Consider the following 25,202-nt stretch of genomic DNA (forward strand, 5'->3'; position numbering starts at 1 on the left):
AAGGAGCGTTTCATGGAGGAAGATCGTCATCAACAGCGTCAGCAGCGCCTGAAAGAACAGGTCGATGCCCGCATCGCCGCCGCGCAGGACACCCGCGGCCTGCTGTTGGTGTTTACCGGTAACGGCAAGGGTAAAACCACCGCCGCCTTCGGCACCGTCACCCGGGCGGTTGGCCACGGCATGCGCGCCGGGGTGATCCAGTTCATCAAGGGCGAGTGGCCCAATGGCGAAAAGAATCTGCTGCAGCAACACGGCGTTGAATTCCAGGTGATGGCCACCGGTTTTACCTGGGAGACGCAGAATAAAGCCGGCGATACCGCCGCCTGCCAGGCGGTGTGGCAGCACGGCAAGCGCATGCTGGCCGACAGCAGCCTGGATCTGGTGCTGCTGGACGAAGTGACCTACATGCTGACCTACGGCTATCTGGAACTGGAAGAGCTGAAGGCAGCGTTGCTGGGGCGCCCTGCGCACCAAACGGTGATCTTGACCGGGCGCGGTTGCCATCGCGATTTGCTGGAACTGGCGGATACGGTCACGGAGATGCGGCCGGTGAAACACGCGTTCGATGCCGGCGTGAAGGCGCAGCAGGGGATCGATTGGTAACAAAAAGTTCTGGCCCCGAACGGGGCCAGAATGAGGAATTAGCTGCGTTTGCTTGGCTTGCCCGGTTTACCCGGCTTGCTGCCTGGCGCACTGCGGCGGCCGCTGCCGGCCACCTGAGAGTGGCGCTTGACCGCACGGCGGATCTGGTTAGCCTTCACGCGGCGGCGCTCACGCTCCACCGGCATTTTGCTGACCGTTTCCGGTTTCAATTCAACCAGCTCGCGCAGGTAGTTGATCGCCGGCAGATCCAGTTCCGCCCAGCCGCCACGCGGCAGGCCTTTCGGCAGATCGATGTCGCCGTAGCGCACGCGGATCAGGCGGCTCACCTGCACGCCCACGGCTTCCCACAGGCGACGCACTTCACGGTTGCGGCCTTCGGTCAGGGTCACGTTGTACCACTGGTTGAGGCCTTCACCGCCCTGGAAGCTGATGGTGCGGAACGCGGCCGGGCCGTCTTCCAGCTGCACGCCCTTGCTCAGCTGCTTCACTTTCGCATCGTCGACCTGGCCGAACACGCGTACCGCGTACTCACGTTCCACTTCACGGCTTGGGTGCATCAGACGGTTCGCCAGTTCACCGTCGGTGGTGAACAACAGCAGACCGGAGGTGTTGACGTCCAGACGCCCTACCGCCACCCAGCGCGAACCGCGCAGCTTCGGTAAGCGATCGAACACCGTCGGGCGGCCTTCAGGATCGCTGCGGGTACACAGCTCGCCTTCCGGTTTGTAGTAAGCCAGCACCCGGCAAACCACCTCTTCGGATTCTTTGATCGACAGGACATGGCCATCCAGACGAATTTTCATCGCCGGGGTCACTTCAACGCGATCGCCCAACTTGGCGACCTTGCCGTCGACGCTGACGCGCCCGGCTTCAATCATGGTTTCGATTTCACGACGCGAGCCATGCCCGGCGCGCGCTAAAACTTTCTGTAACTTTTCGCTCATTGAGCAACCTCTAATGTCGCCTTCACAGGCGTCGGGGGGATACCGCCGCGGCCAAGCGCCACAACGGTCATAATACGTTTATCAGGATCTAACCGCGTATTATACAGGCTTTCTAAGGTGTTGAAACCCACTTTATCGGCGGTGGCCCCCTTCAGACGGCGTTCACGGCGCTAAAAAATCCTCCACCGCCCACAGCACCGCGTCGGGCCGTTCCAAAATGCCGAGGTGAGTGCGGGCCTCCCCTAGACGCACCACGGAGAAAAACGGCTGTTCGGCGGCAAATGCCTGCTGCCGCCGCAGATAGTCGTCGCGGCGATCCAACGAGTAGATGTGTCGACACGGGGGCGGCGCGCTCATTCCCGCCAGGCGTTGCAGCGGCGAGCCGAACTGCCGGTAGGCCTGTTCGATGGCCACGCCGGCGGCACGCCACAGCCGGTAATCTTCCTGCGCCATTTCGACCTCCAGATGGCGTTTGACCCGAGCGTGGCGGATGCCTCCCTGCCAGAAGTCGAACAAGGCGTCACGCGCCGCCAGCCACTGCTGCGGCTGCTGCATACGGCTCACCGCCGTAAAGAACGCCGGTTCCGGCTGCGTCATGATCCAGTCGAGAAACACCATGCCCCGTACCCGCTGCGGCAACGCTTCGGCCAACGCCACCGCCAGCCAGCTGGCGTGCGCCACCGACAGGGTGATCACATTGTCCAAACGCAGCGCCGTCAGCAACTGACGCACATCTTCCAGCAAATCGTCCGCCGCCAGCGACATCTCCGCCGCTTTTGACGACAGGCCGTGGCCGCGCCAGTCGATACTGATCACCCGATAGCGTTCGGCGGCCAGAGCGATGAACGGCTCAAACACGGTTTTCGGTTCGCACCAGCCGGGCAGCAACACCAGCGTGAGCGGCCCTGAGCCGATATCCTGATAGTCGAGCGCCATGTTGGCGCTGTGAAATGCGGTCATATTACCTCCTGCGCGTCTCTCCCCGACCCGTTCGGGAAATACCGACGGGGATAAGGTGACAGCGCAGCAGGCATTGATCTATTGAAGTTCGTGCGGAAAGAGTCCGAGCGCACCTTATGAAAAAATGCGCACGAATTGGAAGGGAAACTTAATGGCGCACGCAGGGATAGGCGGCGGTTAGCGCCAACATGATCACCGACGGTGCGGAATAATGCAGCTGCTCAGGATGCTCGTTCAAATACTGCATCACCGCGTCGGCGGCTACGCCGATGCTCATCCCGGCTTCCGGGCAGATATTGCGATTGCCCTGCATGGAATAGGTATCGAATACGCCGGCGACGTACCCCATAAACATGCCGCCATTCAGCGCTTCGGCCACGGTGGCTTCACCGCTTTTATTTTTTACGTAACCGCCGGATTCCGCCAGCAAACCGCTGCCCGAATAAAACCCCGCATTTGCCATTGAGGAAAATAATAAGGCCGCTAAAAAAGAAACCTGTTTAATCATTGCTGCGCGTCCTGCCCATTATCAATTCTGAAGTATTCAAGAATAGCGGCTTTCACGCGAAATAGCGTCGCTTCAGCCGATTTTCAGACAATGGGCAAGGTGGCAACCTTTTACATCAGCGGAAAGGCGCCGCGTCGCCCGCCCCTTCGCGCACCACTTCCGGCGAGGATTCGGTCAGATCGATAACCGTAGTCGGCTGTTGGCCGAGGAAACCGCCGTGGATCACCAGATCGACCACCTTGCCTAAATGATCGCTGATCTCTTCCGGATCGGACTCGGCAAAATCATTGCCCGGCAGCATCAGCGTGGTGGACATCATCGGTTCGTTCAGCGCCTCCAACAGCGCCAATGCGATCGGGTTCGACGGCACGCGCAGGCCGATGGTTTTGCGCTTTTCATTCATCAGGCGGCGCGGCACTTCTTTGGTCGCTTTCAGAATGAAGGTGTAGTTGCCCGGCGTATTGTTTTTGATCAGGCGGAACGCCGTATTATCGACGTGCGCATAGGTCGACAACTCGGACAGATCGCGACACATCAGGGTAAAGTTGTGGTTGCCGTCCAACTGACGGATGCGGCAAATGCGCTCCATCGCCGCCTTCTCTTCCAGCATGCAACCCAGCGCATAGCCGGAATCGGTGGGATAAACGATCACGCCGCCCTTGCGCAGCACCTCAACCGCCTGGTTAATCAAACGCGGCTGCGGGTTGTCCGGGTGAATATAAAAAAGCTGACTCATGACTTGCTCCTAAAATGATGCCCGCGCGCGTTGCCACACGCGCGTAAAATCAGACCGCCTCGCCCGGTTGCGGCCAATCGCGCCACACCGGCTCAACGCCGCCCGGCAGCCACAGCTTGCGGCCCAGTTCGATCCACGAACAAGGCTGATGAAAATCAGAGCCTTGCGAGGCCAACAGGCGGTAGTCCTGGGCGTATTTCGCCAATTGCGAGCGCTCATGCGGCGCCTGCTGACACTGCGCCACTTCCATGGCGTCGCCGCCGTGTTCGGCGAAATGCGCCAGCAAACGTTTCAACCACTTCGCGGTCAGATCGTAACGGCCTGGATGCGCCATCACCGCCTGACCGCCCGATTGATGAATCGCATCAATGGCTTGTTCTATTGTACACCACTGCGGCGGCACGTAGCCGGTTTTGCCCTTGGCCAGGTATTTCTTGAACACCTGCGCCATGTTGTCCGCCACGCCAATCTCCACCAGGTAACGGGCGAAATGGCCGCGGGTCACCGCACCGGCCCCCGCCAACCGCTGGGCGCCGGCATAGGCATCGGGAATGCGCGCCTTACCCAGACGCACGCCGATCTCCTGTGCCCGTCGGTGGCGGTGCTCGGTTTGCGCAGCCAGCAACGTCACCAGCGCCGGATGCGTGACGTCCATGCCCAACCCAACGATATGGATTTCATGATTTTCCCACAGCGTCGAGATTTCCACTCCGTTGACCAACCGCAGCGGCAACGCCTGCTCCGCAATAGCCGCGGCGGCCTCGGCCAATCCGGCGGTGGTATCGTGATCGGTGATCGCCAGCACGCCCACACGCATCTCGACCGCACGCTGTACCAGCTGCGTCGGCGTCAGGTAGCCGTCGGAGGCGGTCGTGTGGCTGTGGAGGTCGTACAGAGTAAAAGCGGTGGATTGGGGGTTACTGTCTGTCAAAACGGCTATCCGGCAATGGCTTGGTTTTCTATCATACCCGCGATCGGCGGCCGGACGGAAATCTATTCTGCCCTGGCCGCAGGCACCAGGCGGATGATGAATAGAATTCACGCTGACCGCTAAAACATTGTGCAAAAAGAGGGTTGACTTTGCCGCGCCGAACTAGTTAACTAGTACACAAGTTCACGGCAACGGCCGTGTCAGATGAGCGTTAACAGAGAGAGTCGGCAAATGAACAACTATATTTCTCTTCACGGTTGGTGGCGTACCTCCCTCTTGCGGGCGGTGTAATCGCGCATAGCTGTCATCTGACAATGCAGATTTCCTGAGCCCGCACCTGATGCGGGCTTTTTTATGGACAGAATTCACTGGAACCACCAATGATGAACATCAAACCACAACTGACATTGCTGAAGGCGCAAGCCAGCTACCGGGGCGACCCCACCACCATTTTCCACCAGCTGTGCGGCGCCCGTCCGGCCACCCTGCTGCTGGAGTCGGCGGAAATCAACAGCAAACAGAATCTGCAGAGCCTGCTGGTGATCGACAGCGCGCTGCGCATTACCGCACTGGGCCATACCGTCAGCGTGCAGGCGCTCACCGCCAACGGCGCGGCGCTGTTGCCGCTGCTGGACGAAGCGCTGCCGTCCGAGGTGCGCAATCAGGCGCGCCCCAACGGCCGCGAACTGACCTTCCCGGCGATCGACGCGGTGCAGGACGAAGACGCTCGCCTGCGCTCACTGTCGGTGTTCGACGCGCTGCGCACGCTGCTGACCCTGGTGGACTCACCGGCGGACGAGCGCGAAGCCGTGATGCTGGGCGGCCTGTTCGCCTACGATTTGGTCGCCGGTTTCGAAGACCTGCCGGCACTGCGCCAGGATCAGCGCTGCCCGGATTTCTGTTTCTATCTGGCGGAGACCCTGCTGGTGCTGGATCACCAACGCGGCTCGGCCCGCCTGCAGGCCAGCGTCTTCAGCGAGCAGGCGAGTGAAGTACAGCGCTTGCAGCAACGTCTGGAACAGCTGCAGGCCGAGTTGCAACAAACCCCGCAGCCGATCCCGCATCAAACGCTGGAGAACATGCAGCTGAGCTGCAACCAGAGCGACGAAGAGTACGGCGCGGTGGTCAGCGAACTACAGGAAGCGATCCGTCAGGGCGAGATTTTCCAGGTGGTGCCGTCGCGCCGCTTCTCCCTGCCTTGCCCGGCGCCGCTGGCGGCCTACCAGACCTTGAAAGACAACAACCCCAGCCCGTACATGTTCTTCATGCAGGATGATGACTTCACCCTGTTCGGCGCTTCGCCGGAGAGCGCGCTGAAATACGACGCGGGCAATCGCCAAATCGAAATCTACCCGATCGCCGGCACTCGCCCACGCGGCCGCCGTGCCGACGGTTCGCTGGATCTGGATCTCGACAGCCGCATCGAGCTGGAAATGCGCACCGACCACAAAGAGCTGGCCGAGCACCTGATGCTGGTCGATCTGGCGCGCAACGATCTGGCGCGCATCTGCCAGGCCGGCAGCCGCTACGTGGCCGACCTGACCAAGGTGGACCGCTATTCGTTCGTCATGCACCTGGTTTCCCGCGTGGTGGGCACCCTGCGCGCCGATCTCGACGTGCTGCACGCCTACCAGGCCTGCATGAACATGGGCACCCTCAGCGGCGCGCCGAAAGTGCGGGCGATGCAGCTGATCGCCGCCTCAGAAGGCACGCGCCGCGGCAGCTACGGCGGCGCGGTGGGCTACTTCACCGCCACCGGCGATCTGGATACCTGCATCGTCATTCGCTCTGCCTACGTTGAAGACGGCATCGCCACCGTGCAGGCCGGCGCCGGCGTGGTACTGGATTCCATCCCGCAGGCGGAAGCCGACGAAACCCGTAATAAAGCCCGTGCCGTGCTGCGCGCCATCGCCACTGCGCACCATGCCAAGGAGGTGTTCTGATGGCCGATATCCTGCTGCTCGACAACGTCGACTCCTTTACTTACAACCTGGTCGATCAGCTGCGCGCCAGCGGCCACCAGGTGGTGATTTACCGTAACCAGATCGCCGCCGAGGTGATCATCGAACGCCTGGAGCACATGACCCAGCCGGTGCTGATGCTGTCGCCGGGCCCCGGCACGCCGTCCGAAGCGGGCTGCATGCCGGAACTGCTGCAGCGCCTGCGCGGCCGGCTGCCGATCATCGGCATCTGCCTCGGCCACCAGGCGATCGTCGAAGCCTACGGCGGCCAGGTCGGCCAGGCGGGTGAGATCCTGCACGGTAAAGCCTCGGCGATCGTTCACGATGGCGAAGGCATGTTCGCCGGCATGGCCAACCCGCTGCCGGTGGCGCGCTACCATTCGTTGGTCGGCAGCAACATCCCGGCCGATCTCACCGTCAACGCCCGTTTCGGCGAGATGGTGATGGCGGTGCGCGACGACCGTCGCCGCGTGTGTGGCTTCCAGTTCCACCCGGAATCGATTCTGACCACCCACGGCGCGCGCCTGCTTGAGCAGACCCTCGCCTGGGCGCTGGCGAAGTAATATAAGGAACACGACGATGCAACCTATTCTTGAGAAACTGTACCGCGCCGAGTCGATGAGCCAGCAGGAAAGCCAACAGCTGTTCAGCGCCATCGTGCGCGGCGAACTGGAGCCGAGCCAACTGGCGGCCGCGCTGATCAGCATGAAAGTCCGCGGCGAGCGCCCGGAAGAGATCGCCGGCGCCGCCAAAGCGCTGCTGGACGACGCTCAGCCATTCCCGCGCCCGGATTATCTGTTCGCCGATATCGTCGGCACCGGCGGCGACGGCACCAACAGCATCAATATTTCCACCGCCAGCGCCTTCGTGGCGGCGGCGTGCGGCGCGAAAATCGCCAAACACGGCAACCGCAGCGTCTCCAGCCGTTCCGGCTCTTCGGATCTGCTGGCTGCGTTCGGCATCCGTCTGGATCTGCCGGCGGAAGAAGCGCGCAAAGCGCTGGACGACCTCGGCGTGTGTTTCCTGTTCGCGCCGCAGTACCACACCGGTTTTCGCCACGCCATGCCGGTGCGCCAGCAGCTGAAGACCCGCACGCTGTTCAACGTGCTGGGCCCGCTGATTAACCCGGCGCGTCCGCCGCTGGCGCTGATCGGCGTATACAGCCCGGAACTGGTGCTGCCGATTGCCGAAACCCTGCGCGTGTTGGGCTATCAGCGTGCGGCGGTGGTTCACGGCGGCGGCATGGACGAGGTGGCGATCCACGCCCCGACGCACGTAGCGGAATTGAACAACGGCGAAATCAGCAGCTACCAGCTCACGCCGCAGTCCTTCGGATTGGAAACCTATCCGCTGGAAGCCTTGCTGGGCGGCACGCCGGAAGAAAACCGTGACATTTTGGCGCGGCTGTTACAAGGTAAAGGCGAGCCGGCGCACGCCGCGGCGGTCGCGGCCAACGTCGCGTTGCTTCTGAAGTTATTCGGACATGAAGACCTGCGCCAAAATGCGCAGCAGGCACTGGATATGATCAACAGCGGGCAGGCCTATGAGCGTGTCATCGCACTGGCGGCAAGAGGATAAATGATGCAGGAAACCGTGCTACACAAGATTGTCCGCGACAAAGCGCAATGGATCGCGGCGCGACAACAGCAACAGCCCCTGGCCGGCTTTCAGAATGACATCGTACCGAGCGAACGCAGCTTCTACCACGCGCTGCAGGGCACCCGGACGGCTTTCATTCTCGAATGCAAGAAGGCCTCGCCTTCCAAGGGACTGATTCGTGAGAACTTTGATCCGGTGGAGATCGCCACGGTCTATAAAGATTTCGCCTCGGCGATCTCGGTGCTGACCGACGAGAAATACTTTCAGGGCAGCTTCGATTTCCTGCCGCTGGTCAGTAAAACCGTCACCCAACCGGTATTGTGCAAAGACTTTATCATCGACCCGTATCAGATCTACCTGGCGCGCTACTATCAGGCCGATGCCATCTTGCTGATGCTGTCGGTGTTGACCGACGAGCAGTACCGCCAGCTGGCCGCGGTGGCTCACAGCCTGAACATGGGTGTGCTGACCGAAGTGATCAGTGAAGAAGAGCTGCAGCGTGCGATCGCGCTGGAAGCGCGCGTGGTCGGCATCAATAACCGCGATCTGCGCGATCTGAGCATCGACCTGAACCGCACCCGTGAGCTGGCGCCGCGCGTGCCGCATGGCGTAACGGTGATCAGCGAGTCGGGCATCAACAACTACGGGCAGATCCGCGAGCTGAGCCATTACGCCAACGGCTTTCTGATCGGCAGCGCGCTGATGTCTGAACCCGATCTGCGCGCCGCCGTGCGCCGCGTGATCCTGGGCGACAACAAAGTGTGCGGCCTAACCCGTCCGCAGGACGCCGCCGCCGCCTATCAGGCCGGCGCCATCTACGGCGGGCTAATCTTTGTCGGGCGTTCACCGCGCTATGTAGACATCACCCGCGCCCGCGAAGTGATCTCCGGCGCGCCGCTGAAGTACGTCGGCGTATTCTGCGACGCCCAGGTCGATACCGTGGCGTTGACCGTTGAACGCCTCGGACTGCATGCGGTGCAACTGCACGGCGCGGAAGACCAGGCCTATATCAGCGCCCTGCGCGCCCGTTTGCCGGCCGATTGCCGCATCTGGAAGGCGCTGAGCGTGAAAGATCGGGTTCCGGCGCGCGATCTGCAACATGTCGACCGTTATCTGCTGGACAACGGCGCCGGCGGCACCGGTCAACGCTTCGACTGGTCGGTATTGCAAGACCAAGATCTGACTAACGTGATGCTGGCGGGCGGCCTACGCGCCGACAACTGCGTCGAAGCGGCCAAGCTCGGCTGCGCCGGGCTGGACTTCAACTCCGGCGTGGAAAGCGAACCGGGCATCAAAGATCCCGCGCGCCTGGCCTCGGTCTTCCAGACCCTGCGCGCCTACTGAATACGGCTCTATATTAATAACGGATAATAACGGGAACTCTCATGACGCTGCTTAACCCCTACTTCGGCGAATTTGGTGGCCAGTATGTGCCGCAAATTCTGATGCCGGCCCTGAAACAACTGGAAGAAGCCTTTGTCAGCGCGCAGCGCGATCCGGAATTTCAGGCTGAATTTATCGATCTGTTGAAGAACTACGCGGGCCGCCCGACGGCGCTGACGCTGTGCAAAAACCTCACCGCCGGCAGCAACACCAAGCTTTATCTGAAGCGTGAAGACCTGCTGCACGGCGGCGCACACAAGACCAACCAGGTGCTGGGCCAGGCGTTGCTGGCCAAGCGCATGGGCAAAACCGAGATCATCGCGGAAACCGGCGCAGGCCAACACGGCGTCGCGTCGGCGCTGGCCTGTGCGCTGCTCGGCCTGAAATGCCGCATCTATATGGGCGCCAAAGACGTCGAGCGCCAGTCGCCGAACGTGTTCCGCATGCGGTTGATGGGCGCGGAAGTGATCCCGGTGCACAGCGGCTCCGCCACCCTGAAAGACGCCTGCAACGAAGCGTTGCGCGACTGGTCCGGCAGCTATGAAACCGCGCACTACATGCTCGGCACCGCCGCCGGCCCGCACCCGTACCCCACCATCGTGCGTGAATTCCAGCGCATGATCGGCGAAGAAACCAAAGCGCAGGTGCTGGAGCGCGAAGGCCGTCTGCCGGATGCGGTCATCGCCTGCGTCGGCGGCGGCTCCAACGCCATCGGCATGTTCGCCGACTTTATCGATGACGCCGGCGTTGGGCTGATCGGGGTGGAACCTGCCGGCCTGGGCATCGAAACCGGTCAGCACGGCGCGCCGCTCAAACACGGCCACGTCGGCATCTACTTCGGCATGAAGGCGCCGATGATGCAGACCGCCGAAGGCCAGATTGAAGAATCCTATTCGATCTCCGCCGGACTGGACTTCCCGTCCGTCGGGCCGCAGCACGCCTTCCTGAACAGCACCGGCCGCGCCGAATACGTGTCGATCACCGACGACGAAGCGCTGGAAGCGTTCAAGGCGCTGTCGCGCCATGAAGGCATCATCCCGGCGCTGGAATCCTCACACGCCCTGGCGCACGCGCTGAAAATGATCCGTGAAACGCCGCAGAAAGAGCAGATCCTGGTGGTCAACCTGTCCGGCCGCGGCGACAAAGACATATTTACCGTTCACGACATTTTGAAAGCACGGGGAGAAATCTGATGGAACGTTATCAGCAACTGTTCACGCGTCTGGAAAGCAGCAAGGAAGGCGCATTCGTCCCGTTCGTGACGCTGGGCGATCCTAACCCGGCGCTGTCGCTGCAGATTATCGACACCCTGATCGAGGCCGGTGCGGACGCGCTGGAGCTGGGCATTCCCTTCTCCGACCCGCTGGCGGATGGCCCAACCATCCAGAGCGCGACGCTGCGCGCCTTCGCCGCCGGCGTCACGCCGACCCAATGCTTCGAGATGTTGGCGGCCATCCGCCAGAAGCACCCGACCATACCCATCGGCCTGCTGATGTACGCCAACCTGGTGTTCCATAAAGGCATCGATGCGTTTTACCAACGCTGCGCCGAAGTGGGCGTGGATTCGGTGCTGGTCGCCGACGTGCCGTTTGAAGAGTCTGCGCCATTCCGCGCCGCCGCCGCGCGCCACGGTATCGCACCGATCTTCATCTGCCCGCCGAACGCCGATGACGATCTGCTGCGTGAAATCGCGTCGCACGGCCGCGGCTACACCTACCTGCTGTCGCGCGCCGGGGTGACCGGCACCGAAAGCCGGGCTCAGCTGCCGTTGCATCACCTGGTGAACAAGCTGCGCGAGTATCACGCCGCGCCGCCGCTGCAGGGCTTCGGCATCTCCGAACCCGAGCAGGTGAAGGCGGCGCTGCAGGCCGGGGCCGCCGGCGCGATCTCCGGCTCGGCAATCGTCAAAATCATCGAACAGCACCATGCCAACCCTGCGGAGATGCTGACCAAGCTGGCGGCCTTCGTCAGCAATATGAAGCGCGCCACCCGGGCGTGATCCTCTTTAGCGAGCGCCCTGCCGGCGCTCGCTTTAACAGCTTGTTTCCCCTCAAAGTTTGTTCCATTTATTTACAGCAAAAATTTGAACAAACCCCAGTCTTGTCTCACAATGAACTTTGTTCGCTATGCATTTCTTCGTTTGATTTGGGGAATGCGCTCGCTATGGCGAAAAACCGTAGCGAATTTCAACCATAACATTGCATGGAGAGTAATTTATGAAGCTGTTTAAAACCCTTTCAGCCTTGTGCATGGCAGCCGTTGTGGCGGTCGCGGTGAGCGCTTGCGCGCCGACGGCAAAATCGGAGGGAACAGGCGGTTATATCGATGACACCGTGGTCACCACCAAAGTGAAATCGGCGTTGCTGGCGGATAAAAACATCAAGTCACGCGAGATCAGCGTGGAAACCTTTAAAGGGCGCGTACAGCTGAGCGGCTTCGTGACGTCCAGCGATGACGCCAACCGTGCGGTGCAGGTCACACGCGGCGTGGCCGGCGTGAAATCGGTTGAAAACGTGATGCAGGTTAAATAATACCGACACAGGGAGGCGCAACGCCTCCCTGCTTGCGGCCTTCATCAGAAGCGGTAACCTGCCCCGAACATGAACACCCACGGATCCAGACGCGTATCGAAGCTGTGGTGCCCGCCATTCGCATCGTTGAAGCGAGTTTTGGTTTCGATGTTCATCCACCACACCGACATGTTCAGCATCCAGTGCTCATCCAGGTTGTAATCCAGGCCGGCCTGCGCCGCCACGCCCCAGGAATCTTTCAGATCGAGATTGCTTAAACCGGCGCTTTTGCCGTAGTCGTTGAACTTCTCGTCGAAGAAGGTGGTGTAGTTAACGCCGACGCCCAGGTAAGGACGCAGCTTGTCCTGCTTGTCGCCGAAGTAGTATTGCGCCATCAGCGTAGGCGGTAATTGGTGAACGGTCGCCAGATCGGTGCCGCCCAGGGTGACCTTGTGGCGGAACGGTGTCGCGGCCAACAACTCAACGCCGATGTTGTCCGTCACCATGTAACCGAAGGTCAGACCGAGCTGGGTATTGTTTTTCGCATCCAGCGAACCCAACCCCAATACGTTGTCCGAACCCGCATTTGGACGCACCGTCGCGGTGCCCGCGCGGAACAGGAAATCACCGGCCTGATGCGCACTTGCCAACATAGGCGCCATCATCGTCGCCAATACCACCAGAGTTGTCTTTTTCATTATCCATTCCATTTGTGTGGTTAATCGCTCGAGGGGGAATATACCTACTTTCGGGTATTTGTGATCCCATCGAGATCACATCTTATGTGTAAAAATTTAAAATCCCACTAAAAACAAGGTTACCTAACCGCCTAATAAATCAAGGATTGATCTGCATCAAAAAATCGATTTTGTTGCAAATTATCTACATGTTCAAATTTCGGTTGCGGAGAAAAATGCGGCTGAGGTAATTTCATTTTCCGTGTTGGTTTTGGTTGGTGCCGTAAGGAGTCGGTGAGCAATCAAGATGAGCGAAATCCTTAATCCCTGTGTCAGCTGCGGCGCATGCTGCGGTTACTTTCGAGTGTCATTCTATTGGGCCGAAGCTGAAGACGGCGGCGGCACCGTTCCCCTTTCCTTAACGGAGCCTTTGAGCCCGTTCCTGCGCTGTATGCAGGGGACCAACAGCAAGTCCCCGCGCTGTAACGCGCTGGACGGCGAGATCGGCAAAGCCGTGTCCTGCTCTATCTACCTCAATCGGCCCAGCCCGTGCAGAGAGTTCGACCAGTCCGGTGAAAACGGCCTGCGCAACGAAGCCTGCGATCGCGCCCGGGAACGCTACGGCCTGCCGCCCCTGCCGGTGCCCTTGCCACTATCGCTGCCTGAAACGACGATCGTTGAAGAAATAGGCGTAGTGCAATTCGCGGGGTGCCACAGCGACGTGGAACAGGGTACAATCACCCACTGATTTATCTCTGTTTTCCCGACGCCAAGGAGTCTGCATGCCTATCACGGCCAAAGCTTTGTACCGTGACAGTTTTAACTTTTTACGCAACCAACTGGCCAGCATCCTGATGTTGGCGCTGTTGACGGCGTTTATCTCCGTACTGCTGAATCAGGCCTTCAGCCCCGATGCCGAACAGTTGGCGACGCTCGCTGCCACCACCAGCGATTTCGCTTCGTCTACCGGCATGGGCATTCAGGAAGTGATCCAGCAGATGACGCCGGAACAGCAGATGGTGTTGCTGAAAGTGTCGGCAGCCGCGACCTTCTCCGCGCTGGTCGGCAATGTGCTGCTGGTCGGCGGGATGCTGACGCTGATCCGTCTGGTATCACAAGGCGAACGCACCAGCGCCCTGCGCGCGCTCGGCGCTTCGGCGCCCGATCTGCCGCGTCTGTTGCTGCTGCTGTTTATCTGCACCCTACTGATCCAGCTCGGCCTGACGCTGTTTGTGGTGCCGGGCGTGGCGATGGCAATCGCCTTTGCGCTGGCGCCGGTGATCGCCTCCGTCGATAAAAAAGGCGTGTTCGCGTCGCTCAAGTTGAGCAGCAAATTGGCCTTCGCCAATGCGCGCGTAATTGTGCCGGCGATGATGCTGTGGCTGGCGGCCAAGCTGCTGGTGCTGTTTTTGGTGAGCCATCTGTCGGTGCTGACGCCGAACGTCGCCAGCGTGGTACTGACCGCGTTGAGCAACCTGGTGTCTGCCCTGCTGCTGATCTATCTGTTCCGTCTGTACATGCTGCTGCGCGGCTAACGCCGACGCAACCAAAACCCAAGGGGCACGCTTCGGCGCGCCCCTTTTTTGTTTACCCCACCGTGGCAGCTTCCGCCTGCTCCTTACTCTGAATCAGCTTCAGCGCCAGATACAGGTCCGGCACCAAAATCAGCTCTTTGTCGCGCCCTAACCGGTTGATGCGGAACCAGCGCGTCAGCTCGGTGCGGCGCCCCGCCAGCACCAGCTTAACGTTGCGCTGTAATAGATCGCGCTTCAGTTCGTCGATGGCCGCCAGCACGCTGATATCGGCATGGGTAAAACTGGCTACCGCATCCACCACCACCCAGCGAGGCTGGAACGGCGTGCCGTCGACCAAATTGAGGATACGGCGTTTGAAATAGGCCACGTTGAAATAGGTCAGCGGCGAATTGAAGCGATACATCATGACGCCAGGCACCGCCTTCACCCCATTGTTGTTGCCCATGGAGTGGATCATGCCTTCATCGTTGACGCCCAGCAGTTGTTCCGTCGGCCGAAAGACGGTACGCAGAAACTGCATCAGCCCCAGCAACACCGCCAGCCCGATGCCGCTGATCACCCCCACCAGCAGCACGCTGAGGAAGGTAAACAGCGCCAGGCGAAACGCCTGCGCGTTGCGACGGCGCAAGATCCAGATGCCGCGGATATCCAGCAACGACCAGGCGGCATACATCAGCACCACGCCCAATCCCGCCACCGGAATAAACTGCAGTGGTGCCATCAGGAACAGCAAGACGAAGGCGATGACTGCAGCGGCGATGATCGACACCAGCTGACTCTTGCCGCCGTTGGCGTCATTCACCGCGGTGCGCGAGTCCGCACCGCTGATGGCGAAACCTTGCGACAGCGCGGAGACGATATTCACCAGCCCCAGCGCACGAAACTCGGCGTCGGCGTTCACCTCATAGCCGTTCTTGGCGGCGAAGCTGCGGGCGGTGAGCATCATGCTGACAAAGCTCACCACCGCCAGGTTGAGCGCCGGGATCACCATGTCGCGCAGCAAACCGGGCTGGAAGTCCGGCCATTGGACGATCGGCAACACGCCGCTGAAACCGCCCACCGTCACCACGCCATGCTGCTGCAGGCCGCCCGCCCAGGTGACGAACGCCGCCAGCACGATGGCAAACAGCGGGGCCGGCCAGTTAGGCCGCCATTTTTTAAATCCGAGCAGCGTCACCAGCGTCAACAACGACACCGCCATCGTCAGCCAGTCGCTGTGCAGCAGGTTACCGGGCAGCGCGTAGATGCGTTCGATCAGCTGTGCCGGGCGCACCGTGAACCCCAACACCTTGCCGATCTGATCGACAATAATGGTGATCGCCACCCCGTTCAGCAGCCCGCTGAGGATCGGTCGCGACAGCAGATCCGCCAGTGCCCCCAGCTTGAACCGGCTGGCCAGCAGACACCAACCGCCCATCATGGCGGTCATCATGATGGTCAGCTGCCAATGGCGTTCCATATTGCCCGCTGCCAGCGGCGTCACCACGGCGGCGATCACCGCGCAGGTGGCAGCGTCGGGCCCAACGATCAGCTGGCGCGACGAGCCGAACAGCGCGTAGGCCATCATCGGCAAGATACAGGAATAGAGCCCCACCACCGGGCTAACCCCGGCCAGTTCGGCGTAGGCGATGGCCACCGGTAGGGCGACGGCGGCGACGGAAAGGCCGGCGCGAATATCCGGCTTGAGCCAACTGCGTTGATAGCCCAATAAATGCGTCAAACCAGGCGTCAGGGCCTGGAGAGATTTCCACTGCATGCTTGTTTTCCGCGGTAAATTATCTGGTTATTATGACACTTACTATGCGACCTGCGGCCCGCGCTGGCAATGTGCCGGCGCTTTCTTGCGTAAGTTTATGCAAATTCCTGCTTTCGCGGCAGAAATCCGCCGGCTAAACGCCGATAATCGGCAACGTCCGGCGGTACACAGAGCTCGCCGAATCCGGTATAGTCGGCCGATGAACAGATGATGGATTGATTTATGAAGCAGTTTCTTGATTTCCTCCCGCTAATTGTCTTTTTCGCTTTTTATAAGCTGTACGACATCTACGTCGCCTCCGGCGCGTTGATCGTCGCCACCGCACTGGCGCTGGTGTTCACCTGGGTGAAATACCGCAAGGTCGAGAAGATGACGTTGATCACCTTCTTGATGGTGCTGGTATTCGGCACTCTGACGCTGGTATTCCATAATGATTTGTTTATCAAATGGAAGGTCACGGTGATTTACGCGCTGTTCGCGCTGGCGCTGCTGATCAGCCAATGGGTGCTCAAAAAACCGCTGGTTCAGCGCATGCTGGGCAAAGAGCTGACGTTACCGGACAAAGTGTGGAGTAACCTCAACCTGGCCTGGGCGGTCTTCTTCCTGGCCTGCGGCCTGGCGAACATCTATGTCGCCTTCTGGCTGCCGCAAAGCGTCTGGGTCAATTTCAAAGTCTTTGGCCTGACGGTACTGACGCTGGTCTTCACCCTCCTCAGCGGTATCTATATTTACCGGCACATGCCGGAAGAACAGAAAAAATAGTTACAAAATTGTTAATGCCTGCGGCGCTTGCCGCGGGCAGTATGATGTTATTCCCTCCTTTTAAAAGCAGACTGCTATGACACAACAACGACCTTTACCCAGCGGCGAGCTGGTGCTGCGCACGCTGGCGATGCCGGCTGATACCAATGCTAACGGTGATATCTTCGGCGGCTGGCTGATGTCGCAAATGGATATCGGCGGCGCCATCCAGGCCAAAGAGATCGCCGAAGGGCGCGTGGTGACGGTACGCGTAGACGGCATGACCTTCCTGAAACCGGTGGCGGTAGGCGACGTGGTTTGCTGCTATGCGCACTGTATCCGCACCGGGCGCAGCTCGATCACCATTAATATCGAAGTGTGGGTAAAGAAAGTTTCTTCCGCCCCGATCGGCCAGCGTTACCGGGCGACCGAAGCGGTGTTCACCTATGTGGCGGTCGATGCGGAAGGCAACTCGCGCGCGCTGCCTGAGGGCAAAATGAATTTCCGCGTCGGTTTCGAAGAATAAGATGATTGAAGCCAACAGCATACTGCTGTTGGCTTGCCGCTTTATCCGTGGGCATATTTAAATGCCGCATCAAATAACCTGATAATAGTTCTCATCATCCATAGTCATTACGTCTTTCAGCAATGAAGCGCCCTCTTCCTCGTCTGTCAGTGATTGGCGCACTTTTTGTGTTTTCAGACCCAACTTCCGTATCAATTTCATATCCTGATCCTCATCGGGATTCGTTGCCGTTAACAATTTGCATCCATAGAAAATTGAATTGGCCCCCGCCATAAAACACATGGCCTGCATTTGCTCATTCATTTTCTCGCGCCCTGCCGCGATGCGCACATAGGAGGTCGGCATCATGATTCTGGCAACGGCAATGACGCGGATATAGTCAAAGGCATCCACCGGCTCACTGTCTTCCAGGGGGGTGCCCGCCACCTTGACCAGCATGTTAATGGGCACACTTTCCGGCGCTTTAGAAAGGTTTGCCAATTGCAAAAGCAGACCAATCCGGTCTAGGTTACTTTCACCTAGACCCAATATTCCACCGGAGCAGACCTTGATGCCAGCCGCCCTGACTTTATCGATCGTCGTTAATCTATCCTGATAAGTGCGGGTTGTGATGATGCTGCCATAATATTCGGGAGAGGTATCCAGATTGTGGCTATAGTAGTCTAAGCCAACGTTAGCCAATCGCTCGACCTGAGAATCAGTCAGTTTTCCCAGCGTCATGCAGGTTTCCAACCCCAACGCCTTAACCCCTCTGACCATCTCCTCCAAATAAGGCATATCGCGTTCGTGCGGATTACTCCAGGCCGCTCCCATGCAAAATCTCGAGGAGCCAGCCTCTTTCGCTGTACGGGCTGACTGTAAGACTTTTTCTACCTGCAACAACTTTTCTGCCCGCAATCCTGTTTTATACCTTGCGCTTTGCGAACAATATTTGCAGTCCTCTGGGCACCCTCCTGTTTTAACAGACAGCAAAGTGCTCATTTGTATTTCCAGCGGATCAAAATGTTGACGATGCACCTTTTGCGCATCATAGAGCAAATCCAACAAAGGCTTATTAAACAGCACTTTCACTTTATCAATCGTCCAGCTCATATTTTCATCCTGATGTTATTCGCAGTGACAGCCTCGTCAGACAGCCCCCGTTCTGTCACACAGGTTAACGGAGACTTCACTGACCTGAGTGGCTGTTTGAGACCGCACCTTCCCTCGCTCACCGACGAACAATGCAGTGGTCGTCGGCTTAGCGGGCGTAGTGACAAATCTCGCTCCGCATTCAAGCAAATCACCCCTCACTTGTAAACCTGAATTACATATCACATGTTTACCATCGATTATTTTTTACACCAATTTGACGCATAATCACGACAGGAATAAATTTAAAACCTGCGTATCCATGTCAAAAAAAATCATAACCTGATGAAAATGAATGTTTTTCAACAGGCATGTAAAAGTATTGCTATGAGAACGGTGAAGTCTGCCGGCAGATTGCGAATATTTATGAGGATAAATTTGGCATTGCGGTAGGAAAAAGAGGACGTTCACGTAAAACAATCAACGTGAATTATCAGGTCTGGATAGCTTCCTCGCCCAGGCATCGGGCGAGGAAGTCAAGGGGGGTAGTCAGATGAAGCGACAAACGATCAACACGCTTGATATCTGTCGCCAGATCTACCTCAGTTCAATTCGGTCGAGCCATCCAGCTTGAAGCGAATGTTGACGATGAGATCTTTCGCTTCTTTGGCTTCATAGCGCCATTTGCGTAGCGCCTGCTTCACTTCGCGCTCGAACATATTGCGCGGTTCGGCCGACAAGATACGCACGTTACTCAAGCGACCATCGCTGTCGACATCAAACTGGACCCTAACACTGCCTTCAATCTGTAAGGCCAGCGCGCGCGGCGGATACATCGGTTTGGACTGCACCAACGCCTTCGGCACGACCTCGCGCGAGTTCCCCTGCACCGGCGCGGCAGGCGCCTGTTTCACCGGCGCTTTGTCGATCGGCTTGGCCGGCGAGTCGTTGTCGAACGGCGACGGTTCGCGCGGCTCGACTTTTTTCGGCTCCGGTTTAACCTGTTTTTCGACCTTTGGCTTCGGCTTAGGTTTCGGTTTCGGCTTGACCGGCTCCGGCTTCACGATCGCCTTCGGCGGCGGCTCCACAATAGGTTCCGGTTCTGGCTCCGGTTCGACCTGCGGCGGCTCCGGCTCGGCCGGCGCCGGCGGTGGCGGTTCGGCCATCGCGGCGGTATTGACCATCATGACGCTGATCGGCGCGTCCTCTGGCTTCGGCAGCTCCACCACTTCTTTTACCGAAGCGTAAAGCAATCCCGCCACCAGGGCGCTGTGCAGGCCTACGGACAAGACAAAAGGCACGGATATACGGCGATTAAGGAACATCTTTTTTAGTGGCATAGTGATTCTGTTTCCTCTGGTTCGCCAAGTTTAAATGCAAATAGCAATCATATTCAATAACGAAAGGCAAACTATCGCTTTAATCGCCAGTATGCGCGGCTAAAACCAGCAAACTCATAAGGATATTAACCTGGCCGTTGCTTTTTTATCGCCGGAACAACACGCTTCATTAACGTTTGGCCGGGCGTCAAAAAATAAAAAACCCGCCGGAGCGGGTTGATTGCGGTGATTAAGCGTTATTCTTCATCGCCATAGTAAAGCACGCCCAGTTTAATCAGCGGCCGCCCTTGCGCCTTGCGGTGCAGGTTGGTGTCGCGCAGCGAATAGACGCAGCCGCAGTATTCCTGCTGATAGAAGCGTTCGCGCTTGCTGATCTCTATCATGCGCGACGAACCGCCCTTCTTGCGCCAGTTGTAATCCCAGTACACCAAATCGGGATATTTTTCCGCCGCCCGAATGCCGCAGTCGGTGATCTGCTGCATATTCTTCCAGCGCGAAATGCCCAGCGAGCTGGAGATGGTGTCGTAACCGTGCTCATGCGCATACAGCGCCGTGCGCTCGAAACGCATGTCAAAACACATGGTGCAGCGAATGCCGCGCTCCGGCTCATTCTCCATCCCCTTGGCGCGGGCGAACCAGTTGTCGGTGTCGTAATCGGCATCAATGATCGGCACCCCGTGCTGCTCGGCGAAACGGATGTTCTCTTCCTTGCGCAGCAGATACTCTTTTTGCGGGTGAATGTTGGGGTTATAGAAGAAAATGGCGTACTCGATCCCGGAGGCCTGGATCGCTTCCATCACCTCGCCGGAACAGGGCGCGCAGCACGAATGCAGCAGCAGTTTGCTTTTGCCCGCAGGCAAATCGAGTTTTTCCCTTACCAGTTCCGTCATATCCTCACCTCAATGGCATATCAGTTTAAGCGCGCCGCACTATACGAATAAAAAGTAGCGGCTTCAAGGCATAAGCGCCAATCCGTCGGGAAATTCGCCGCGCACCGTTCCCCTGCCGCGCCTTTTGCGCTACCTTGGTAACACCGTTTTATAGCCATGATTTTAAAGGTGAAACATGCTTTATCTGATCTACGCGCAAGACGTCCCCAACTCGTTGGAAAACCGTCTGGCGGTGCGCCCGGCACACCTGGCGCGCCTGCAGGCGCTGCGTGACGCCGGTCGCCTGGTGGTCGCCGGCCCTAACCCGGCCATCGACAGCAACGATCCCGGCGGCGCCGGCTTTACCGGTTCGACGGTGATCGCCGAATTCGAGTCGCTGGCGCAAGCTCAGGCCTGGGCGCAGCAGGATCCTTATATCGCCGCCGGCGTCTACGCCGACGTGACGGTGAAACCGTTCAAACAGGTGTTCTGACCTGCTGCACGTTGCCTGATCGGGAGCGGCGCGCCGCTCCCGGATCAATGCGTGCTCTCACCCTAACCCGTCGGTAGAAAAAATGCTCTCTCGCCAGGGGACGTCACGCCGCCTGCCTATACTCTCCTGAACCCGCGGCATCGCCGCGAACTCTGGAGATCGACCGATGCGACTCGACGTACACGCTCACCTGTGGAGCACGGAGTATCTGGATCTTTTGCAAGCGCATGGCGTACACGACGTTGCCGCCTATCGGCACCTGGGCGCCGGCCGCACCGAACGCGAACTCGACGCGCGTTTCGCCCTGCTGGACAACGCTGGCATCGACATGCAAATCCTGTCTGCGACGCCGCTGTCGCCGCATCTGGAAGACGAACAGGCCGCCGTAGAGGCCGCGCGCCGGATCAATGATGAATATGCGGAGCTGGTAGCGCGTTATCCCACCCGTTTTCGGGCTATCGCTTCCTTGCCGCTGCCGCATATCGACGCTGCGTTACGCGAGCTTGAAAGGGCCTTTACCCAGCTCAATATGCTGGGCGCCTGCATCACCACCTCGGTGCTCGGGCTGTCTATCGCCAACCCGCTGTTCGAGCCGCTCTATCAGGAACTCAATCGCCGCCGCAGCGTGCTGGCCATTCATCCCGCCGGCCGCGGCGCGCACTCGCCGCTCATCGCCGATTACGCCTTGACCTGGTCGATCGGCGCGCCGATCGAAGACACAGTCGCCGCCATGCACTTTATCCTCAACGGCATCCCCCAACGCTTTCCTGAGATGAAAATCATTGTGCCGCACCTGGGCGGCCTGCTGCCGATGACGCTGGAACGCCTTGACCAAACCGTCGCGTGGGAGGCGCCGAACACGCCGGAACCGCCAAGCCGCGCCGCCCTGCGCATGTGGTACGACACGGTAGGCCACGATCAGGTGCCCGCGCTGCAAGCGGCAGCAGCGACGTTCGGCACCGAGCGGTTGCTGTTCGGCACGGATTTCCCGTTCCAGCCGGGCGAGCTGTTTCAAACCACGGTGGACTACATCCGGCGCGCGGGATTACCCGAAGAAGAGGTGAACGCCATTTTGGATCGCAATGCGGCAACGCTGTTTGGACTGGGCGCAAACTAACGCCCGGAGCGAGTGAGCCAAAGCCTCCCCATAAAGGTTGCACCTGCCGTTATATAACGAGTTTTCCCCGTACCACCACTTTGCCCGGTTTGATCTCGGGGTCGGCAATACGACGGATCGCCAGATTCAAGGCTTGCCAGGCGATCTCTTGCAAATCATGCGACACGCAGGGGAAATGAAAACCGTAGATCTCGGCATGCGAAACCTCATCGATGCTGAACAGCGACACGTCCTGCATCAACGGCAGCCGATGCTCGATGCAGGCCTTGATAATACCCAGGGAGATCTGGTTATTGCAGCCAACGAAAAAGTCCGGCGCGCGGTGATTGGCCAGCCAACGGCTCGTCTCTTGCCAGGCGACGTCCATAAAGAAATCGGCATACAGCACTTCAAACGACGCCACTTTCCCTTGCAACGCCGCCTGCAGCCCTGTGACCCTGTCCCGTGCCACGTTGGAGTTTTCCGGTCCGGACACTACCACCACCCGCTGCGCTTTCTGTTCCAAAAGCCAGCGCCCCGCCTGAAGGCCGCAGTCCAGGTTATCGATATACACTCCGCTGCAGTGGCGATTGTCCAGTTCCCGGTCGATCAGCACCACCGGAATATTCAATGTTTCCAACCGTTTTAGGTAGGAAGGCTGGTACAGATGATCGTTGGAAATGACCGAGAGAATGATCGCATCGACGTTGTAGCCAATCAGTTTGTCGATGATTCTGTCTTCGCTTTCCTGAGACTCATAGGAGTCGAACACCAGGGTGTCGTATCCCATTTTTTGCGCTTCAAGCGTCATCAGGCGTGTCAGGCCGCCAAAGAACGGGTTGGCCATATCCGGGTTGACGATGCCGATGGTTCTGCTGCTTTTCGCCCGCAGGTTGCGCGCCGCGGCATTGACCACATAACCGAGTTCGGCAGCCGTCTCCCGAATGCGGCGCAGCGTTTCCGGATGAACCTTGTCCGGCTGAGAAAATGCCCGCGAAGCGGTGATTTTACTGACGTTTGCCTGTGCGGCCACGCTAGCCAGCGTCGCTTTCCGTCCTCGACCCACTGCCAAATGCAGCTCCTTAGCTTAAAGTATCATTTTGTACCATTGGCAACATCATGACAGAACTTTCATTGTGGCGCTAATGGTTTACGCCTGCCAGGCGGTTAATCCGGGGATCGGTAAAGATATCCAGCTCGTCACGGCTCTCGGAAGAGAACTCGGACACCACCGCGCCCTGCTTTCCAGCCTGAAACCAGTGCCGGGTATTGGGTGCGATGGTGTATTGTTCGCCTGGCCGCAAGAGAATATAGCGATTGCAGGTATACCTAGGCTCTGCGCCCTCTGGCACCCGGCATACCGGCTCGCCGCCGGCATCATTAAGCGTCAGATTTTCATCATCGACAAACAGAAACACCTCGCCCCAACGGCAGCGGAACGTCTCTTGCTTGCCGGGCGTGCCAGCGAAGGGAGGATGCAAATGTTCTGGGCAAGTCTGCCCTGGAAACAGCACCAGCTCTTTCGCACAATACCGAGGTGAGTTGACATAGGTCAGCAGCTGCAGCCCAGAGATGGGATAGTCAACCAGGCCAAACGTCGCAATTTCAATACGTTGCTTCTCTTTTTCAGTTAGGACAATGTCCGCCTGGCGCAAATATTCCAGCGTAGCGGCTATGGCACGTTGTTGTTTGTTCATCATTTACCCTGCAAAGTAACAGTATCGATATCATCATGCTGATATTAAAACCGTCATTGCATCGCCTATTTTGTGATCTTCATCCCTATATTGAATAACAACACACCAGCAAAATTAACTCCCGTCGAGTAATTCCAACATCGATCACAGTTTAACCACCCGCTTTGGCCCACTATCGCCGCATTGAAATGATACCGTTACCATAAAAATGATTCACCAGGAGGCAATATGAAAGCATTAGTGTTGGCCAAAGCGGGGGAAATCGCTATCGAGGATGTCCAGCTTGCCGAAACGCTGGGGCCCGGTGATGTGCAGATAAAAATTCATTCCGTGGGCATCTGCGGCAGTGATGTGCACTATTACCAACATGGTCGCATTGGCCCGTTCGTGGTTAACGCCCCGATGGTGCTCGGCCATGAAGCCTCCGGCGTGGTGATCGCGACAGGCAAAAACGTCACCCACCTCAGCGTCGGCGATCGCGTGTGCATGGAGCCCGGCATTCCCGATCTCAACTCGGCCCAGACGCGCGCCGGTATTTACAACCTGGACCCGGCCGTTCGCTTCTGGGCGACGCCGCCGGTGCACGGCTGCCTGCGCGAAACCGTCATCCACCCCGCCGCCTTCACATTCAAATTGCCGGACAACGTCAGTTTCGCTGAAGGCGCCATGGTTGAACCCTTAGCCATCGGCATGCAAGCGGCCACCAAAGCCGGGATCAAACCTGGCGATATCGCCCTGGTGATCGGCGCTGGTCCGATCGGCGTGGTCACCGCCCTCGCGGCACTGGCGGGCGGCTGCTCAGACGTCATTATTTGCGACCTGTTTGACGAAAAACTCGCCGTAGCGGCCAGTTATGAAGGGCTGCACGCCGTCAATATCAAAACCGGCGACCTGCCGGGGAAAGTGGCCTCGCTCACCAGCGGCAATGGCGCCGATGTCGTGTTCGAATGCAGCGGCGCCAAACCGGCTATCGCAACGCTGGCTGAACATGCGGCGCCAGGGGCGACCGCGGTGCTGGTCGGCATGCCGATCGATGCCGCGCCGCTGGATATCGTCGCCGCACAGGCGAAGGAAATTACCTTCAAAACCATTTTCCGCTACGCCAACATGTACCCGCGCACGCTGCGGCTGTTGAGCAGCGGCAAATTGCGCGTCCAGCCGTTGATAAGCCAAACCTACAAGTTCTCCGACAGCGTGGCCGCCTTCGAGCGCGCGGCGGCGGGACATGCCTCGGACATCAAAATCATGCTGGAAATGGAGTAATCC

General features: G+C 58.8%; 25 protein-coding genes, 1 pseudogene and 1 other annotated feature. Of the genes and pseudogenes, 14 read left to right on the top strand and 12 right to left on the bottom strand.

All coding sequences use genetic code 11. The features are described from left to right. Window positions 1–12: 12 nt before the first annotated feature. On the top strand, window positions 13–603 hold the full coding sequence (gene cobO / locus FUU19_RS13410; protein WP_202669585.1) for a cob(I)yrinic acid a,c-diamide adenosyltransferase: 591 nt from the start codon (window positions 13–15) through the stop codon (window positions 601–603). Between the two features lie 38 nt (window positions 604–641). Here the strand turns inward: cobO and rluB are convergent, their stop codons facing one another. The 5 genes from rluB to rnm form a co-directional block, all read right to left on the bottom strand. Beyond that, on the bottom strand, window positions 642–1,547 hold the full coding sequence (gene rluB, locus FUU19_RS13415) for a 23S rRNA pseudouridine(2605) synthase RluB (protein WP_025303042.1): 906 nt from the start codon (window positions 1,545–1,547) through the stop codon (window positions 642–644). A 162-nt stretch (window positions 1,548–1,709) separates the two neighbouring features. Further along, window positions 1,710–2,507 carry an alpha/beta fold hydrolase gene (locus tag FUU19_RS13420; protein ID WP_202669586.1) on the bottom strand — a complete coding sequence of 266 codons (798 nt, stop codon included), beginning with the start codon at window positions 2,505–2,507 and terminating at the stop codon, window positions 1,710–1,712. Between the two features lie 148 nt (window positions 2,508–2,655). After that, entirely contained in the window at window positions 2,656–3,015 is a 360-nt protein-coding gene (locus tag FUU19_RS13425) for a Rap1a/Tai family immunity protein (RefSeq protein WP_141968492.1), read from the bottom strand. A gap of 115 nt (window positions 3,016–3,130) precedes the next feature. Further along, window positions 3,131–3,751 (bottom strand): L-threonylcarbamoyladenylate synthase, encoded by a 621-nt coding sequence (locus FUU19_RS13430; protein ID WP_033643268.1) that lies wholly within the window; start codon window positions 3,749–3,751, stop codon window positions 3,131–3,133. Between the two features lie 49 nt (window positions 3,752–3,800). Beyond that, window positions 3,801–4,682 (bottom strand): RNase RNM, encoded by an 882-nt coding sequence (gene rnm, locus FUU19_RS13435; RefSeq protein WP_202669587.1) that lies wholly within the window; start codon window positions 4,680–4,682, stop codon window positions 3,801–3,803. Window positions 4,683–4,934: 252 nt separating this feature from the next. Then, window positions 4,935–5,038: a sequence feature (Trp leader region), on the top strand. A gap of 24 nt (window positions 5,039–5,062) precedes the next feature. On the opposite strand from rnm, the gene FUU19_RS13440 reads away from it, so the two are divergent. The 6 genes and pseudogenes from FUU19_RS13440 to FUU19_RS13465 all read left to right on the top strand — a co-directional run bounded on the left by FUU19_RS13440 (window position 5,063) and on the right by FUU19_RS13465 (window position 12,156). Then, window positions 5,063–6,625 (top strand): anthranilate synthase component 1, encoded by a 1,563-nt coding sequence (locus tag FUU19_RS13440; RefSeq protein WP_202669588.1) that lies wholly within the window; start codon window positions 5,063–5,065, stop codon window positions 6,623–6,625. Next, window positions 6,625–8,221: pseudogene (trpD, locus tag FUU19_RS13445) on the top strand (bifunctional anthranilate synthase glutamate amidotransferase component TrpG/anthranilate phosphoribosyltransferase TrpD). The gene FUU19_RS13440 and the pseudogene trpD overlap by 1 nt, the downstream one beginning before the upstream one ends. Window positions 8,222–8,224: 3 nt before the next feature. Beyond that, window positions 8,225–9,586 (top strand): bifunctional indole-3-glycerol-phosphate synthase TrpC/phosphoribosylanthranilate isomerase TrpF, encoded by a 1,362-nt coding sequence (trpCF, locus tag FUU19_RS13450; RefSeq protein ID WP_141972922.1) that lies wholly within the window; start codon window positions 8,225–8,227, stop codon window positions 9,584–9,586. Window positions 9,587–9,627: 41 nt separating this feature from the next. Continuing rightward, window positions 9,628–10,818 (top strand): tryptophan synthase subunit beta, encoded by a 1,191-nt coding sequence (trpB, locus tag FUU19_RS13455; protein WP_141968483.1) that lies wholly within the window; start codon window positions 9,628–9,630, stop codon window positions 10,816–10,818. Beyond that, window positions 10,818–11,624, top strand: coding sequence for a tryptophan synthase subunit alpha (trpA, locus tag FUU19_RS13460; RefSeq protein WP_033634763.1), 807 nt, complete (start codon window positions 10,818–10,820; stop codon window positions 11,622–11,624). The genes trpB and trpA overlap by 1 nt, the downstream gene beginning before the upstream one ends. Before the next feature lie 217 nt (window positions 11,625–11,841). After that, window positions 11,842–12,156, top strand: coding sequence for a BON domain-containing protein (locus FUU19_RS13465; protein ID WP_016927515.1), 315 nt, complete (start codon window positions 11,842–11,844; stop codon window positions 12,154–12,156). A gap of 44 nt (window positions 12,157–12,200) precedes the next feature. Here the strand turns inward: FUU19_RS13465 and ompW are convergent, their stop codons facing one another. Beyond that, the gene (gene ompW / locus FUU19_RS13470; protein WP_019452715.1) at window positions 12,201–12,833 is read right to left on the bottom strand and encodes an outer membrane protein OmpW; all 633 of its coding nucleotides are present in this window, start codon (window positions 12,831–12,833) and stop codon (window positions 12,201–12,203) included. A 286-nt stretch (window positions 12,834–13,119) separates the two neighbouring features. On the opposite strand from ompW, the gene FUU19_RS13475 reads away from it, so the two are divergent. Together FUU19_RS13475 and FUU19_RS13480 are read left to right on the top strand one after the other, a co-directional pair. Continuing rightward, complete coding sequence (locus tag FUU19_RS13475; RefSeq protein ID WP_197834392.1) at window positions 13,120–13,560, top strand: YkgJ family cysteine cluster protein; 441 nt, start codon at window positions 13,120–13,122, stop codon at window positions 13,558–13,560. Window positions 13,561–13,594: 34 nt separating this feature from the next. Then, window positions 13,595–14,347 (top strand): YciC family protein, encoded by a 753-nt coding sequence (locus tag FUU19_RS13480; protein ID WP_230490918.1) that lies wholly within the window; start codon window positions 13,595–13,597, stop codon window positions 14,345–14,347. A gap of 52 nt (window positions 14,348–14,399) precedes the next feature. Here FUU19_RS13480 and FUU19_RS13485 read toward each other — a convergent pair whose 3' ends face one another. Beyond that, window positions 14,400–16,103: a SulP family inorganic anion transporter gene (locus tag FUU19_RS13485; RefSeq protein WP_230490917.1), complete on the bottom strand. Its 1,704-nt coding sequence runs from the start codon at window positions 16,101–16,103 to the stop codon at window positions 14,400–14,402. Between the two features lie 222 nt (window positions 16,104–16,325). Here FUU19_RS13485 and FUU19_RS13490 point away from each other — a divergent pair, with 222 nt between their 5' ends. Both FUU19_RS13490 and yciA read left to right on the top strand, forming a co-directional pair. Further along, window positions 16,326–16,865: a septation protein A gene (locus FUU19_RS13490; protein ID WP_004932082.1), complete on the top strand. Its 540-nt coding sequence runs from the start codon at window positions 16,326–16,328 to the stop codon at window positions 16,863–16,865. 76 nt (window positions 16,866–16,941) lie between these two features. Next, window positions 16,942–17,370, top strand: coding sequence for an acyl-CoA thioester hydrolase YciA (gene yciA / locus FUU19_RS13495; RefSeq protein WP_004932085.1), 429 nt, complete (start codon window positions 16,942–16,944; stop codon window positions 17,368–17,370). Window positions 17,371–17,439: 69 nt separating this feature from the next. On the opposite strand, the gene bioB is transcribed toward yciA, so the two are convergent. From bioB to FUU19_RS13510, 3 genes are all read right to left on the bottom strand, one after another. Then, on the bottom strand, window positions 17,440–18,462 hold the full coding sequence (bioB, locus tag FUU19_RS13500) for a biotin synthase BioB (RefSeq protein ID WP_117286753.1): 1,023 nt from the start codon (window positions 18,460–18,462) through the stop codon (window positions 17,440–17,442). 581 nt (window positions 18,463–19,043) lie between these two features. Next, on the bottom strand, window positions 19,044–19,781 hold the full coding sequence (tonB, locus tag FUU19_RS13505; protein ID WP_141959394.1) for a TonB system transport protein TonB: 738 nt from the start codon (window positions 19,779–19,781) through the stop codon (window positions 19,044–19,046). 236 nt (window positions 19,782–20,017) lie between these two features. Beyond that, the gene (locus tag FUU19_RS13510) at window positions 20,018–20,671 is read right to left on the bottom strand and encodes an epoxyqueuosine reductase QueH (protein ID WP_025303057.1); all 654 of its coding nucleotides are present in this window, start codon (window positions 20,669–20,671) and stop codon (window positions 20,018–20,020) included. A gap of 175 nt (window positions 20,672–20,846) precedes the next feature. Here FUU19_RS13510 and FUU19_RS13515 point away from each other — a divergent pair, with 175 nt between their 5' ends. Beyond that, window positions 20,847–21,143: a YciI family protein gene (locus tag FUU19_RS13515; protein ID WP_230490916.1), complete on the top strand. Its 297-nt coding sequence runs from the start codon at window positions 20,847–20,849 to the stop codon at window positions 21,141–21,143. 166 nt (window positions 21,144–21,309) lie between these two features. Continuing rightward, a complete protein-coding gene (locus FUU19_RS13520) occupies window positions 21,310–22,260 on the top strand; it encodes an amidohydrolase family protein (RefSeq protein WP_230490915.1) in 951 nt (316 codons plus the stop codon). Window positions 22,261–22,309: 49 nt separating this feature from the next. On the opposite strand, the gene FUU19_RS13525 is transcribed toward FUU19_RS13520, so the two are convergent. Further along, window positions 22,310–23,311 carry a LacI family DNA-binding transcriptional regulator gene (locus tag FUU19_RS13525; protein WP_141968469.1) on the bottom strand — a complete coding sequence of 334 codons (1,002 nt, stop codon included), beginning with the start codon at window positions 23,309–23,311 and terminating at the stop codon, window positions 22,310–22,312. A gap of 70 nt (window positions 23,312–23,381) precedes the next feature. Further along, window positions 23,382–23,936, bottom strand: coding sequence for a D-lyxose/D-mannose family sugar isomerase (locus FUU19_RS13530; RefSeq protein ID WP_230490914.1), 555 nt, complete (start codon window positions 23,934–23,936; stop codon window positions 23,382–23,384). Window positions 23,937–24,164: 228 nt separating this feature from the next. On the opposite strand from FUU19_RS13530, the gene FUU19_RS13535 reads away from it, so the two are divergent. Then, on the top strand, window positions 24,165–25,199 hold the full coding sequence (locus tag FUU19_RS13535) for an NAD(P)-dependent alcohol dehydrogenase (protein WP_230490913.1): 1,035 nt from the start codon (window positions 24,165–24,167) through the stop codon (window positions 25,197–25,199). The last annotated feature ends 3 nt before the right edge of the window (window positions 25,200–25,202 follow it).

The sequence above is a fragment of the Serratia montpellierensis genome, assembly GCF_020858655.1.
Taxonomy (GTDB): domain Bacteria; phylum Pseudomonadota; class Gammaproteobacteria; order Enterobacterales; family Enterobacteriaceae; genus Serratia; species Serratia montpellierensis.